We start from the raw sequence: 14,679 nt of genomic DNA, 5'->3' as shown, positions 1-14,679 counted from the left end.
CGTGGCGGTTCAGGAGGAAGCCGGCGGCCCGGCGAAGCGCGGCACCGTCTGCGGCGGCTCGAACCTGCCGTCGACCATGCGGGCCAGGTCGGCCAGGACGGGGTGGCGCGTGATGTCCGCGATGTCCACGGCACGGTCCAGGGCGATCGCGAGCCGCACCGCCGCGAGAGAGGTGCCGCCGCGGTCGAAGAAGTGGTCGGGTCGGCGGATCGTGTACTCCGGGACGTCGAGCACCTGGGCCCACAGGGCGGCCAGCCGACGCTCGGTCGGCGTGCGGGGCGCGTCGCGGTCTTCCTCGACCGTGTCGGGCTCGGTGCCGCCGGATCCGACGTCGGGTAGCACGGCGTCAAGCTGTGCGGCGAGTGCGGTCAGCGCCTTCCTGTCGACCTTGCCGTTGGCGGTCACGGGCAGGCTCTCCTGCCAGTGGAACTCCGAGGGGACCATGTACACGGGCAGCGACCGGCCCAGCCAGTCGGTGAGGATGCCGTCCTCCAGTGGACCTTGACCGGAGTAGAAAGCCACCAGACGCCCGCCCTGCCCGGCCCCCTCGACGGCCACCACCGCACTGTCGCGGACCCCGGGCGCCCGCAGCAGGGCGCTCTCGACCTCGCCGATCTCGATGCGGAATCCGCGGATCTTGACCTGGGTGTCCCGGCGGCCGAGGAACTCCAGCTTGCCTCCGGGTACCCAGCGGCCGTAGTCGCCGCCCCGGTAGAGCCGCCGGCCCGCGTGGTGCGGATCCGCCATGAAGGCCTGCCGGGTGCGCTCGGGGTCGTTGACGTAGCCGCGGCCGACGCAGACCCCGGAGAAGACGATCGCGCCGGGGGCGCCGAACGGCACCGGTGACAGGTGCTCGTCGACGACGTAGACGTGCACGTTGTTGACGGGGCGGCCGAGGGGGATCCGTTCGGTGTCCGGTACCCGGTCCATCACCTCGTGGTTGGTGTCGTCCGAGGTCTCGGTCAGCCCGTACGCGTTGACCAGCCTGATACCGGGCCGGGCCGCGAACCAGCGCTGCACGAGCTCCTTCTTCAGCGCCTCGCCGGTGACCGACACGCACCGCAGATCCGGCAGCTCGCGCGGGTGCCGCTCCAGGTAGGACACCACGGCGTCGAGGTACGACGGCACGACCTGGAGCACGCCGACCCCGCCGCGGGCGATCGTGTCGACGAACCGCGGGACGTCCAGGATCGCGTCCTGTTCCACGAGCAGGGTCCGCCCGCCGGCCAGGAGCGCGGAGGCCAGCTGCCACAGCGAGATGTCGAAGCACTGGGGCGCGGTCTGGGCGACCACTCGTCCCTCGCCGATCCCCAGGTCGTCGATCTTGGCGTGGAGATGGTTGAGCATGCCCGCGTGCTCGCACATGGCTCCCTTGGGCTCTCCGGTGGAGCCGGAGGTGAAGTAGATGTAGGCGAGCTGGTCCGGTGCGACGCCGACGCCGAGGTCGGAGTCCGGGTGGCCCTGCGCGTAGGCCGCGTCGACGGAGAGCGCCCGGACCGCGGGCAGCGCGTCGAGGGCCCGGTCGAGCATCGTGGTGCTGCCCGGCTCGGTCAGCACGAGCCGGCACCCGGCACGAGAGAGCATGGTCGCGATGCGGTCGGCCGGGAAGTGCGGCTCGACGGGCAGGTACACCCCGCCGGCCTTGAAGACCGCGAGGACGGCGGCCATCCAGTCCAGGTTCCGCTCGGTCACCACCGCGACGACGCCTTCGCGGCCGAGCCCCCGCGCCAGCAGGGCCCGCCCCAGCCGGTTGGCCCGTGCGTTGAGTTGCCGGTAGGTCCACCGCTGGTCGCCGCGTACGGCCGCTACGGCGTCCGGGTGCGCCCTGACGCGTTGTTCGAACAGTTCGTGGAATCGGTGGTCGGGCAGCTCCCGGCGGGGTCCGGCGAGTTCTTCGAGCTGGAAGCGGCGCTCCTCGGCGGAGAGCAGGCTCTGCCGGCCGTGCGCGGCGTCCGGATCGGCGGCGATCAGCGTGAGCGCGGTGAGGTGGTAGCCCATGATCCTCGCGGCGCTGTCCGCGTCGAGCGCGTCGGTCCTGTACCGCAGCCGCAGCGTTCGCCGATCGCCGCGTCGCGGGATCTCCAGCCGCAGTACGGCATCACCGGCGAGCTCGCCTCCGTCGCCGGTCGGATCGAACACGGCCTCGGTCGACGGTCCGGGCAGGCCCAGCTCACGCCTGAGACCGTCGACCGGGAAGTCCATGTGCAGCAGCAGTTCCGACTCGGCCCGGTGGGTGTGGAGCACCAGCGTCCGCCACGAGTGGGGTTCTGTGGTCAGTCGGCAGGGCAGCGGCCGGCCGCCCCGCACGGCGACGTAACCGGTCGTGACCTCGTGCTCCCCGGACAGAGCGGCGAGCACCTTGGCGTGCGCGGCCAGCAACACCGAGCGGAGGGGTACCGCCAGATCGTCCGCCAGGCGGCTCAACGCGTCCACCAGATCCTCGGGAAGCGTCGCCTCGTGCTCGGCGACGCGGGGCACCGGGTCGAGGGTCCACCGAGGGACCGTGGTGACCCCGCCGGCGGTGAGCACGCACTGCCAGAACTCCCGGCCGGCCTCGGCAGTCGTTGTCATCGGTGTCATGGGGCTACCTCCCCTCCTCCTCGCCCTGCGAGCGGAGCGGCCTCGCCGGATTCCCGCCCCACCACGCCCCCTGCGGGACCACCTCTCCCTTCATCAGGAAGGAGTCAGGGGCAAGCACCGCATCGTCGCCCACCGTCACGCCGTAGTGGACGAAAGCGCCGACACCGAGCGTGCAGCCGGAGCCGATCGTGGTCCGGTCGGACTTGAAGGCGCCGTCCTCCTGCGAGTGGCACTGGACGACGCTCCCCGAGTTGAGCGTGCAGCCGTCCCCGATGGCGGCCATGGCCCGTTCCGTCAGATAGCAGCCGTCGTCGAAGACCATGCGGCCGAGCCGCACCCCCAGCAGTCGCCAGATCACGTTCTTGAACGGGGTGCCGTTGAAGATCTTCAGGTACGTCTCCGACGGCACCTTCCAGTAGCGCTCACGCCGCCAGAAGTCCGGTGTGTAGATCGAGCAGAACAGCGGCCCCAAGGGACGGAACGCTGTGACGACGCGTTCGACCAGCACGAAGTACGCGATGGTGAACACCACGACAAGGACGTCGGCCAGCGCGATCGCCGACACGCCGAGCGGCCCGTACAGCTCCGCGGCTCCTGAGGTGAGCAGGGCGAGAGCGAAGACGTAGATCCAACGCGTCAGCAGGTACCACCCCATGGTGGCGGCGTTGTGCCTGTTCTTGGCGGCAAGGCGGCGCCGCAGCTCCTCACGGCGCTTGAGCCCGTCGAACCTGCTGTCCCGCAGGACCGAACGCGGAATCTCGAAGCTGGGCGAGCCCAGCAGCCCGACACCCTCGCGGACCTCCCCGTCGACGGGCACCATCACCTTCGTCGCGAGGAGGCAGTTGTCGCCGGTCCTGCCCCGCGTGGGGTAAGCGACCCTGTTGCCGAGGAAGTTGCGCGGGCCGATCGACACCCGGGACACGCGGAACGCGGTACTGGAGAAGTCGGCGTTCATGATCGACAGGCCGTCGGCGATCATCGTCCCGCGCCCGACGGAGCTCAGCAACGGCGTCTCGTGCTTCACCTCCGTGCCGAAGTTCGACCCGGTCTGCTCGACCCGGGAAAGGTCGTATCCGAGCCACCGCAGGTAGTGGACGATGCAGGAACTGTCCCCGAACAGGCGCTTGAGGAACTTCCAGTTGGTCAGGAGCGCGATCGTCCGGTGCACCCCGTGGTGAAAGCCGTACAGGCAGTAGACCCTGCCCGGCTGGAGGGTCAGGCCGAGCAGGCGGGGAACGGTGCTCAGGACGACGAGACCGGCGGGAACGGCGCCGAAGACGAGCACGAAGGAGAACACCAGGGTGTCGCGGTAGAACGCCCCGTCGGCGAAGACCGCGGGCCCCGGCTTCAGAGCGGTACTGAGCTGCGGGATCTCGACGAGCAGGGCGACCACGCCGCCGACCGCGAACGGCACGTACAGGCTCAGTGCGATCAGCAGCTGCAGAACGCTGTGTGCGGCCCTGCGTACCGCACCGCAGCGGGCCGGCCCCACCACTCGGTAGTCGACGTCGGTCCGCTGTGCCGGAGACCCGTGCCAGTGCTCGCCGGCGGGCACCGCCTGCCCACGGTGCAGCGAAGAGGCGTGGCCGAGCTGGGACCCGTCCCCCAGCGATGTGTCGATGTCGAGCACCGTGGCCTCGCTGACCAGCACATTCCTGCCGAGGGTGACCGGTCCCGTCTGGATCAGTCCGGCGTGGGCCCGGTAACAGGCGAAGGACGAGTCCTTCCGGATGACCGTGTCGTCGCCGATGGTGAGCAGGTCGGTGCACACCGGCGCGCTCCGGGAGAGGACCACGGCACCGCGTCCGACCTTCGCGCCCAGTGCCCTGAGGTAGAGCAGGTAGAGCGGCGAGCCGCTGAACAACACCAGGGGATCCGACCGAACCAGCGTCTTGACGATCCAGAAGCGGACGTACGCAAGGCTCCAGACACGGATCTGCCGAGGCTTCCACCGGCCGACCAGCGTCCACTTCACGAGGACGGGAAGGGCACACAGCCCCAGGAAGGCCGCACCGCCGAACAGGACGGACCGCAGGTACACGTCGAGCACACCCGACCCGGCGGAGATCCACTCGTAGCCCCGGGCGGTGCCGAAGGCGATGAGACAGGCGTACCCGAGAAAGGCCAGGAACTGCAGCACACCGCACAGGACGTACTGCGGCATGCCCGCCGGGCGCTGAGCCGGCACCGGAGACGGTGCCGGGGCCGATGCCGGGGCCGTGGCGGATGCCGGGGCCGTGGCGGATGCCGGGGCCGTGGCGGATGCCGGGGCCGTGGCGGATGCCGGGGCCGTGGCGGATGCCGGGGCCGTGGCGGATGCCGGGAACGACTCCCTTCCCGGTGCCACGGCCGCCGACTCCGCCCGGGGAGCGGGCGGCGGGGCGTCCGCGAGCGCTGTCGCCAGGCTCCTGATCGTCGGGTACCGATAGACGTCCTTCATCGACACCGACGGCAGATCGGGGCGCTTCCTGACCCGCGCGCAGAAGTGCGCCATCACCAACGAGTCAGCACCCAGTTCGTTGAAAAAGTGACCGTCGACCGGCACGTGCTCGGTCCGCACGACCGCGGCCAGCACCGCGGCCAGGGTCTTCTCCATTGCGGCCGGTTCACCGTCCCCGTCCAAGAGGGCTGTGGATTCCTCCGGAACGGAGGGCAGGGTTTCCACCGGCTTGTCCACCATGTCAGCTCCCGGGAAGAGAACCACCCATGCTCTTGATTCGGCGTCGGGACGCGGACAGATCACCTCATTCGGAAACTTCTCGTGAGGAGGTCACAGAGACTTTCCGGCTGGACCGCTCTCGTGGGGCGTCGTACGTTGACACCGTGGTGGTCCCTTGGGGCAGCACGCTCTCGCTGTGGCTCGTCAACGCACTGAATCAAGGGGAGCGCGCGGCCCGCCTCGCTCCCCGCGTCCTCGACCCGGCGGAACGACGACGTGCGGCAGCCTTCAGTCGGCTCGAGGACCGCCGGCGTTACGTCGTTGCGCATGTGGCGGTACGGGTGCTGCTGGGCGCCCGCCTGGGAGTCACCGCCGACGCGGTGCGGTTGGTTCGAGAACCGTGCCCATCCTGCGGCGCCCCGCACGGGAAACCTGCGGTTCGCGGCGCAGACGCCCACTTCTCGATCTCCCGCAGTGGCGATGTCGTGTTGATCGGGATCGCCGATGTGCCCGTGGGCGTGGACATCGAACAGGTTCCCCGGCCTGAGGTGGTCGCGGAGCTCTCGTCCTCCCTGCATCGGAAGGAAGCGGCCGAGCTGGCTGCTGAACCCGATCACACCAAGCCTGTGGCGTTCGCCCGTACTTGGGCGCGCAAGGAGGCGTACCTCAAGGCGATCGGCACCGGCCTCTCACGGGATCTCGCACGGGACTACGTGGGTACCGGGCTCAGGCCCGGCACCGGCCCGCCGGGGTGGGCGCTGGGGGATGTGGCGGTGCCGGAAGGGTATGCGGGAGCATGCGCGCTTTGGGCTCGCCGCGCTGTCCGCGCGTAACCACGCCCCGCGTTTCGGAGCGCACCTCAACGGGTCCCCGGCCCCAGGTCCGCCAGCAAGTCGTCCAGCACCGCTTCCTCCTCGACCCGAACACCGCACTCGGCGAGAGCGACGGCCAGGTCCGGATCCCACGGAGTCGCGGCGGGCGGGCCCGTCAGGTCGGGGGCCTCGGCCACCCTGGTCACCGCTGCCCGGTAGTGGGCGGCCGTGTAGCGCCATGGTCGCCAAGGGAGGCTGCGCCTCAGCGCCGTGGCGATACGTATCCCGCCCCAGTCGAAGTCACCGTGGTGGAGAAGGACGGCCCCCTGCGCGGACAGGTCGCGCAGCAGGGTGAGGGCGGCCGCCGACGGCTGCCCTTGGAGGCACACCAGCGGCGGACACTTCGGGCCGAAGGCGTCGGCGGCGGCGGACAGCACGGCCGGGTTCTCGCAGACGTGGACGGTTCCCGTGGCCGGGACGGCGGCAACCGGTGTGCGACGGGTGAGGGAGCGGAGCGTCAGTACCGCGGGCTCACCCGCGTCGGCCATCCAGTCGAGGGATGGAGTACCGCGCAGGTTGAGGGTGAGGACGGTCGATGACAGGTCGTCCTTGAGCAGACCCGCCGAAGCCCATGCCTCCCGCCGCCACGCGGCACCGGCACCGTCCGGAAAGCCGGTGAGGGAACGGATCCCGGACAGGACGAGAGTGGCGAGCGGTGTCCCTTCGTCCAGGGCATGGGCGCCGGAGAGGTTCTGTGCCGCGAACGTCGCTCGCGACGTCGGAGGTGACACGGGCAGCGCACGCAGCGCACGCACGGCAGCCTCCACCAAGGGGCCGGCCGCTTCCGGCGTGCGGGCGAGGCGTCGTACGAGACCGTCCCCGCGGATCCGCTCGGCCCAGTCGGCCAGCTCCGCGTCGAGGGTGCCGAGCGGGGCGTACGCCTCCTCCCAGGCTCGTTCCTCCCTGTCCCGCACCTCCGAACGGAGTGTGACGGGGCCGGTGAGGGCCACTACGGCGGCCGCCAGTCCGTCGCGGCTGACACCGGAGCGCCGCAGGATCGCGTCCACGGTGTCGAGGCGAACGCTCAGGGAACCACCGGCTCGTGGCGCCCGTCCCAGCAGACGCTCGGCGGCCCGGCGCTGGGATTCGTCGGGGCCGGACAGGATGACGGAGCCGGTGAGCGGCCGCCCGCGTGCCATCCGCTGCCGGGCGCGGTCCACGAGCCAGGCGAGGCCGGGATCACCGAGCAGACGGCCAAGACGCTCGGTGTCGATGCCGGCCTGGTCTGCGACCGGTGGCAGCGCGGTCGGCGCCACATCCACTACGGCGTCGTCCTCCGGTGTCCCTCGTCCGGCCCCCGGAAGCCCGCCGCTGGGGACGGACGGAGTCGCCGCGGGACTCATGTCCACAAGGACTCCTGTTCGCCGGGGCTGTCGATGAAGATGATCCGCCCCGGATCGCCGACGGGACTCACCTGCCCGTCGGCCGCCTCGCCGGACCCGTCGGCGTGGGAAGCCGCCGTCGACGCGTCCGCTCGTGCTCCGGGCTCCGGGCCGCGTCGCCGGTCGCTGCCGTCCCACTCCCACCGCGTCACCAGTACGGCGTCGATGTCGTCGACGCGGGAGAGCTGAGCGATGGCGATGCCCGGTACCTGCGGGTAGCAGGCCCATTCGCGTTCGCTGGTCATGACGACGTCGAGGTCGAAGGCGCGCAGCAGGCCGAGGCACTTGGCGCGCGAGTCGTCGTCGACGCCGGCGAACGCCTCGTCCAGGGTGACCAGGCGCGGGGCGTGGGCGCCGCCCGCACTCGCGTAGTGGGAGGAGGCGGCGGCGAACAGGGGCACGGACGCGGCCAGTACCCGTTCACCGCCGGAGGCGGGTCCGGTGGCCGGCACCCACTTGCCGTGCTGGTGACGTTCGACACCGAACTCGTGCCAGGCCCGGTAGTCGAGGGCGGCGGTGAGGTCCTCCAGCCAGCTGCCCGCGCTGTCGTCGGCCTGCCGGCGGGCGATCTGCTCCTGGAGGAACGCGCCGACCGCGGCCCGGTCCTCGGGCGACCACGCGTCGGCGGACTGGCGCAGTCGCTCACGTGCCTGGGCCAGTCCCTGCGGGGCCCGGCGGGACGCCCGCCACACCAGACGCAGCTTCATTCCCGTGGAGGTCGGGCGCTCCTCCAGTTCCCTGTTCATCGCGTTCACCTGTCGTTCGGCGGCTCCGATCAGTTCCTGGAGTGTCCCGGCGACCTCGGTGATGAGGTGGGTCTGAAGGATCTCCCGCTCGCGTGCGGACAGGATGCGGGTCAGTTCGGCGACCTCGACGGCCAGTGCCTCGGCGAGTTCGGGCACGGCCCGTTCGCGGCCCTGGTAGACGATGTCGACCCGCATGCCGTCCTCGCTCGGACGGGCGGTGGCGGTGTGGCCGTGCCGCGACAGCGCGTCCTGGAGCCTGCCGAACTCCTCGCTCAGCCGTTTCTGGACGCGCTCCCAGGCCGCGTCCGAGTCGTCGACCGCGGTGAGCCGGGACTCGACGGCGCGGGCGAGAGCGACGGCGGGGGTCGCCGCCCATGCCCCTGAGTCGTCGTCCGGTACGTCGACGTCGGGCAGGGCGACGGCGAGCAGCCCCGTCGAGGCGAACCGCTGGAGAGCGGCGACGGCTTCCTCGCGCGCGGCGGTCGCCTCGGTGACGTCCTCGGCGAGCCGCTCGATGCGCCCCTCGGCACGACTGGCCCGCCGGTCCGCGTCACCGAAGTCCGCCTGAGCCTGCCGCTTTTCGCTCTCGCAGGAGCGGGCCGCCCCGGCCGTCTCCTCCAGCCGCCGCTGGAGTTCGGCGACGGCCGCTCCGACGGTGGAGCGGAGTGTCATGAGGTGCTCGTCCGCCGCCGCGGCGACCCGGACCGCCTGCGTCGCGCGCTCCGCGAGTTCGGACACGAGGAGTTCGGCCCGGCGGGTCTCCGTCTGCTCGCCGGTCACCGTGCGTTCGGCGTCCGCGCGTTCGCGCAGCGCGGGCCACAGCGCCGCGAGCAGCGCGGTGTGGTCGGCGAGCGCCTGGCGCACGGCGCCCAGTGCCGTCCGGTCGGAGGGAAGGTTCAGGTCGGCCGCGGTCTCGGCGAGTTCGGCCGCCGCACGGTCGGCCCGCTCCGCCGCCAGGGCCAGTTCCGCGGCCCGCTCGTCCTGCCGGGCACGGGCCCGGTGGGCCGCGTCGGCGGCGGCGGTGACGCGGGCGTGCGCATGACGCAGGTCGTCGTCGCCCGGTACCGCGGCGAGTTCGGCGTCGAGCACGGCGCGGCGCCCGGCCACGGCGCGGGACTCCTCGGCCAGGCGCTCCCGTTCCGCCGTCAAAGCGTCGATCTCGGTGCGCAGTTCACCCATCCGGGCGCGGCGTGCCTGTTCCCGCGCGCCTTCTCCCACGTACTGGGCGCTGTCCTTGGCCCAGCTTCCGGTGAGCGCGCCGACCCGGAAGCGCCCGTCCGCGCAGACCCAGGTGTCGTGGCCGCCGGCCTCCCACGAGGTTGCCCCGGGGCGGTCGCCGTTCCTGCCGGCCAGCCCGATCGAGGCGAGCAGGCGCGCGACCGTCTCCTCCCCCACGGCGGCGGCCCCCACGTCCGTGTGGTCGACCGCCGGGCACAGCGCGCGGTCGAGGCCGGCTCCGCCGAGCAGCCCGACCGGGTCGAGCAGCACGTCGTGGCCGTCCGCCGCGACCGCGGAGCCGTCCGGCCGTACCCAGGCGTCGAGGAGCCCCGACGCCTCCAGCGCGGCTTCCAGTCCCGCGCGGTCGGCCTCGGTGACGTGCGGGCGGAAGTCGACGAGCCGCCACAGCGGGGCGCCGAGGCTCCGGTCCCGGACATCGGGCGTGCGGGTGTAGGGAGCCGACGGGCCGCGCTCCCCGCCGGTTTCGAGGGCGGTCAGCTCCTCGGCGGCCAGCCGCTGCCGTTCCGCTGTCGCCGTCTCGTGGTGGGCCAGTCGGGCCGCCCGGTCGGCCAGGTGGGAGGCGGCGGTGCGATGTGCCTCGGCCGCCGCCTTACGGGCCGGCAGGGGGCCGTCCAGGCCGCTCACCCAGTCCTGCACCGCGTCCAGGACCCCCGGCAGCCCGTGCACCCTCAGCTCCACGCACCCGGAGAGGTGCTCCCGCACGGCCGTGACCAGCGCCCGCCCCGCCCCGGCGGCGTTCTCTTCCGCCTCGGCCAGCCGCTCCCCGCTGTGCACGGCCTCCTCGTCGGCCTCGTCGGCGCGCAGCCGGGCGGCCCTGCGCTGCTCCTCGGCCCGCTCGGCCCGCGTGACGAGCTCCGCCACGTGCTCGACGGCGCGCCGCCGGGCCGCCGTCGCCTCCTCCGCCTCCCGGCGCAGGACCGCGTCGGGGGCTCCGTGCGTCCTGGGGACGTCGAGCCGGGCCGCCGCGGCACTCTCCGCCACGCGGTCCCGGATGTCGTCCAGGGCCTCCTGGGCTGCCGTGAGCCGGTCTTCCGCGGTGGCGAGCCGGCCCAGGGCGCGGGTGTGTGCTTCGGCCGCCGTCCGTCGGTCCGCCTCGGCCCGGGCCCGTTCCGCGGCCGTGCGGGAGGCGTCGGCCGCCGCCTGGTCGAGCGCGCGGGCGTCACGCATTTCGGGCCCGGACCGCAGTGCGGCGTCCTGGGCGGCCAGCCGTGCGGCCCGCTCGTCGAGTGCGGCGCCCCTTGCCCGGGCCTCCTCGCGGTCCGTCACGGCCTGGTCCCGGTCCGTCTGCGCCTTGATGACTTCCCGCTGGAGATGCTCGTAGCGGGCGTGTTCGCGGCGGGGCAGGCGGGCGCGGCGCCGGGAGGCGAGGCGGGCGTAGCGCCGGTAGTGGTCGAGGAACGCCGAGGAGGCCTGCTCGGCGTCGCGGGCCGCCCGCAGTTCCTCCTTCTCCTCGTCCAGCGACCTGAACGCCTCCGCCGCGTCGGCGACGACCGCCTGGTCCATCGGCGGCAGCGCCTCGGTCAGGGCCCGGGACAGGGCGGCTTCGCTCGGGCGCTTGGACAGCTGGGGCTGGCGCAGTTGGATCAGGAGGTCGACGAGGGCGCCGTAGCGCCGTTCCCCGAGTCCGAAGAGGGCTTCGTCGACCGCTCTGCGGTACGTCTTCGCCGTGTCGTAGACCATGCCGTGACTGCCGACGGCCTCCGCGAGCCGGTCCCGGGACAGCGCCGTTCCGGTCGCGTCCAGCAGGTCGAGGCCGTCGCCGATCCGCTGGTCCGTCACCGCGAACCAGTGGCGGGCGATGCCGCGTCCGGCGACCGCCTTCAGCCCGCACAGCAGCGTACGGAAATGCGCCTCGCCCGTGGTGTCGTCGAGCCGTCCGAACTCGATCCAGGTGTAGCCGAGCCGTTCGGGATGCGGGTGCTCGCCGCCGAGGAGCAGGTTCCACTCCATCCGTTTGCCCGGGTCGCCGTCGGGCTCGACGCGGCGGGCGGAGAGGTCGCCGTCCAGGAGGAACGGCAGGGTGAGGGCGAGCACCTTCGACTTGCCGGTGCCGTTGTTGCCGCGCAGCAGCAGCCGGCCGTCGCGGAACCAGAACTCCTCGACGTCGTAGTGGAACAGGTCGACGAGCCCGATGCGCAGGGGCCGCCACCGGCCGGGCGCGGGGCTGGGAAGGGCGCTCACGGCGCGGTTCACCTTTCGTCCTTCACGGTCGTGTCCGCCGGTGCGGCCGTACGGCGGGCCGGCGCTGAATCCCTGACGACGGGCTCGCCGACCGCAAACCGGGCGAGGGCCGGTCGCGGCACGACGCCCCGTTCCGTGCGCTCGGCGAGTCCCAGGGCCACCAGCTTCGTCAGCGCCTGCTCCACGAGTTCGGGCTCCGCTCCCGGCTCCCTCGCCGACTTGGACCAGAAACCGCCGTGCTCCACGGCCAGTTCCCGTACGAGGGCCGCCAGTTCCGCCGGTTCGACGGGCCCGGCGGCCCTCGCCAGGTGCCCTGCCAGCAGCAGGGTGATGTGACCGTGCGTGCCCTGTTCCGGCATGCGTACGTCCGTGAGGTCGTCCAGCGGATCGACCATGGCGATGCCTTCGGCGCGAACCTCCGCGACCAGCCCGGTCAGTTCGTTGATCCGCGCGGTGATGAAGCCGCGCTGCCGGGTGAGGTAGGCGAGTTCGTCGTCGGTGAGGTCGTCGTAGTAGAGCACCGGGTCGTCGAGGAGGCGGCGGGTCAGCTGCCAGCGGATCGCGCGGAACCTGAGCTCGTCGCTGTCGAGCGCGGTCTGCGCCGTCATCTCCACCAGGCGCTCGTCGAAGTCCTCGGCCTCGACCATGGAGGGGCCCCGCCGGGACGCGGGCATCCCGGCCAGCACGCGCCGCCGCACGTCGTACAGCACGTCCCCCGATCCGCTGACGTACGCCTCCTCGTCGCCGGCCACCCGCCGCAGCACACCGAGCCGCAGCAGCAGGCGTACGACTGCCGCGAGGTCGAGGCGCTCGTCGCGCCGCTCCAAGGTGAACGTGATCCCGGCAGCGACGAGTTCAGGATCCGCGGCGGCCAGGACGACCTGCTCGGCGAGGCGTCCCAGTGCCACCTGTGACTCGCCCCGCTCCAGCGCGGCCAGCGTCAGGCAGAGCAGGACGTAGCGGCGGCGGGTGAAGGGCAGGGCGGTCCGGGCGGCCTCGCGGGCCGGGTGTGTGGCGTCGGTGAGGGTGCCCGGCGTCTTGCGCAGCCGTGCGGCGTCGGCGTCCGTGCGCAGCGCCCAGCCGGCGTTGCGCTCGAACCACTCCCGCAGCTCGGCGGCGTGCCGGCGCACCAGCCGGAACTCGTCGGAGTACGGCCCGTCGGCGGTGAGCAGCGGCTCCTTCAGCAGCGCCCGCGCGGCCCGCTGGAGTTCGGCCTGGCGCTGGCCGTCGAGGACCTCGGCGAGGGGGCCGGTCATCGGTTCTCCGGGAAGGGTTGGGCGGCCTGGGAGGGCTGCGAGGGCTGGGAGGGCTGGAGGAGGCTGCCGCCCTGCCGGGGGACGGGCACGGACGCGGACACGGACATCGGCGGACTCGGCTCGACCGAGGCGGGAACGTGCCCGGCGGGCGCACCGGCCCTGCCACCGCCGCGCTCCCCCACCGTCAGGTCGATGATGTCGACCAGGTGGTCGGGTCCGCTGAACACCCCGTCGGGGGTGTGCACTTCGGCGGTCGAGCCGTCGTCGAGAGCGGTCAGCCGAATCTCCATCGAGCCGTCCGAACTGGTGGCCACGGTGGTCGTCATGCCCGGCCGCCAGGTGGCGAGCGCGTCGCCGAGCAGGCGCAGGAGCAACTGGAAGGCGAGCGGATCGAGTTCACCCAGCCGAGACAGCCGCACCGGCCCGCCCGTAACGAGACGCTCCCGCGCCTGCCTGGCCTCCCCCGTCTGCCGGGCGGCGATCTCGGCGAGCCTGCGCTTCGCCTCGCCCCGGTCGGCCACCTTGCGCGGCTTGCCCCGCCGCTCGTAACTGCCCGTACGGCGCAACTGCGGGCTGATCCGCAGCGGTCGCGCCTCACTCCACGGGGTCGAAGCCGGCTCCGGTGAGGCCGCTCGCTCGGCGAGGGTGTCGGCGTCGACCGTGAGGTGCCGGGAGGAGTGCAGCCCGAACGCCACCCGCCACAGCCGGTGCCGCGCCGCGTCGTCCGGCGCCTGGGCGAACCAGCGCGCCAGCGTGCGGAAGTCGGCCGAGCGGTCGGACCGCCCGGCCCGCCGCTCGTTCAACTGCCGTACCACCGCCAGAAGCTGCGGAATCGACCCGAGCGCCCGCCCGCGCAGCAGCCTGGCCTGCGACTCACGCCCCTCCCCCGACACGAACCACTGGGCCAGCCCGGACCACCGGCCGGCCCACTTCTCGTACGCCGCCGCCTCCGCGTGCTCGGCGTCCTCGGGAGCGGCGTCGGCGGCCTCGCGGGCGGCGGCGAGCCGCAGCAGCGGCCCGACCCGGCCCCGCTCCTCCAACTCCCCGATCAGCAGGGCGATCCGCCCGCCGAGCGTGATGAGGTCCTGGATGAACCGCTCCAGGTACTGGATCAGCCGGTCCTTGTACGCGAGGAACGCCTCGACCTCGATGTCGTGCAGGTCGATGGTCCGCTGGAGCGAGCCCATGAAGGCACGGGCGTTGTCCGCGAGATCGGTGAACCGCGTCGTCAGCACGGACAGCGCGATGGACGCCTTGGCCGGGTCGGGCTCGTCCTCCGACGCGATCACCAGAAGCGCCCGCAGCTGCGTGACGATGTCGTGCAGCGCGACCGCCTGGAGTTCGCCGCGCCGCCCCAGCACCTCGTCGTACGTCCCCAGCGCCGCTTCGGCCGCCTCACCGGCCCGCGTGAGCTGGTAGATGAACCGCCGACGGTAGAAGTCCTCGACCGCCGTCACCCGCGCGTGGTCCGGATCGGCCCGCAGATTGCCCCAGCCGACAAGACTGTCCAGCGCCTTCACCACCGCGTCGACATCGGCGGGCCGGCTCCCCGCGTCCAGCGCGGCGTACACGTCCTCCGGCCGCAGATGCACCGCGAACCGCTCCTTGGCGGTGAGGAAGGCGCGCATCACCTGGCGGTAGAGGGGGGCGTTGGGGGCGGTGAGGTGGGCGAACGGGGTGTAGTCGCTGGAGGTCATCTCGCCACATTCTTCCACCCCGTTCACGAGCTCATGTGGGAGTCGTGAACACGCACGTGAGGTGGGC

The 14,679-nt window shown here is 72.7% G+C and carries 7 protein-coding genes; 1 reads left to right on the top strand and 6 read right to left on the bottom strand.

Features of this window, described 5'->3' with window-relative positions:
- Window positions 1-9: 9 nt before the first annotated feature.
- On the bottom strand, window positions 10-2,571 hold the full coding sequence (locus Q4V64_RS39300; RefSeq protein ID WP_124438664.1) for an amino acid adenylation domain-containing protein: 2,562 nt from the start codon (window positions 2,569-2,571) through the stop codon (window positions 10-12).
- Window positions 2,572-2,584: 13 nt separating this feature from the next.
- Window positions 2,585-5,176 (bottom strand): Pls/PosA family non-ribosomal peptide synthetase, encoded by a 2,592-nt coding sequence (locus Q4V64_RS39295; protein ID WP_348540847.1) that lies wholly within the window; start codon window positions 5,174-5,176, stop codon window positions 2,585-2,587.
- Between the two features lie 227 nt (window positions 5,177-5,403).
- On the opposite strand from Q4V64_RS39295, the gene Q4V64_RS39290 reads away from it, so the two are divergent.
- The gene (locus Q4V64_RS39290) at window positions 5,404-6,072 is read left to right on the top strand and encodes a 4'-phosphopantetheinyl transferase superfamily protein (RefSeq protein WP_253266835.1); all 669 of its coding nucleotides are present in this window, start codon (window positions 5,404-5,406) and stop codon (window positions 6,070-6,072) included.
- Between the two features lie 26 nt (window positions 6,073-6,098).
- Here Q4V64_RS39290 and Q4V64_RS39285 read toward each other — a convergent pair whose 3' ends face one another.
- Genes Q4V64_RS39285 through Q4V64_RS39270 form a run of 4 tightly spaced genes read right to left on the bottom strand, consistent with a single transcriptional unit; the run spans window position 6,099 to window position 14,612 of the window.
- Complete coding sequence (locus tag Q4V64_RS39285) at window positions 6,099-7,454, bottom strand: TIGR02679 family protein (RefSeq protein ID WP_124438656.1); 1,356 nt, start codon at window positions 7,452-7,454, stop codon at window positions 6,099-6,101.
- Window positions 7,451-11,659 (bottom strand): TIGR02680 family protein, encoded by a 4,209-nt coding sequence (locus tag Q4V64_RS39280; RefSeq protein WP_124438657.1) that lies wholly within the window; start codon window positions 11,657-11,659, stop codon window positions 7,451-7,453. The genes Q4V64_RS39285 and Q4V64_RS39280 overlap by 4 nt, the downstream gene beginning before the upstream one ends.
- A gap of 8 nt (window positions 11,660-11,667) precedes the next feature.
- Complete coding sequence (locus tag Q4V64_RS39275) at window positions 11,668-12,915, bottom strand: TIGR02678 family protein (protein ID WP_124438658.1); 1,248 nt, start codon at window positions 12,913-12,915, stop codon at window positions 11,668-11,670.
- Window positions 12,912-14,612 (bottom strand): TIGR02677 family protein, encoded by a 1,701-nt coding sequence (locus tag Q4V64_RS39270; RefSeq protein ID WP_124438659.1) that lies wholly within the window; start codon window positions 14,610-14,612, stop codon window positions 12,912-12,914. The genes Q4V64_RS39275 and Q4V64_RS39270 overlap by 4 nt, the downstream gene beginning before the upstream one ends.
- Window positions 14,613-14,679: the final 67 nt, after the last annotated feature.

Origin of the sequence: Streptomyces sp. NL15-2K (assembly GCF_030551255.1) — a bacterium.
Lineage (GTDB): Bacteria > Actinomycetota > Actinomycetes > Streptomycetales > Streptomycetaceae > Streptomyces.
The sequence above is the reverse complement of the archived record's forward strand: the minus strand, read 5'-3'. Positions and strand labels throughout refer to the sequence as shown.

What these genes read in the sequence shown, in the direction of transcription:
- Q4V64_RS39275 (WP_124438658.1), bottom strand. Translation starts at nt 12,915, where the DNA reads ATGACCGGCCCCCTCGCCGAGGTCCTCGACGGCCAGCGCCAGGCCGAA.
- Q4V64_RS39285 (WP_124438656.1), bottom strand. Translation starts at nt 7,454, where the DNA reads ATGAGTCCCGCGGCGACTCCGTCCGTCCCCAGCGGCGGGCTTCCGGGG.
- Q4V64_RS39300 (WP_124438664.1), bottom strand. Translation starts at nt 2,571, where the DNA reads ATGACAACGACTGCCGAGGCCGGCCGGGAGTTCTGGCAGTGCGTGCTC.
- Q4V64_RS39270 (WP_124438659.1), bottom strand. Translation starts at nt 14,612, where the DNA reads ATGACCTCCAGCGACTACACCCCGTTCGCCCACCTCACCGCCCCCAAC.
- Q4V64_RS39295 (WP_348540847.1), bottom strand. Translation starts at nt 5,176, where the DNA reads ATGGAGAAGACCCTGGCCGCGGTGCTGGCCGCGGTCGTGCGGACCGAG.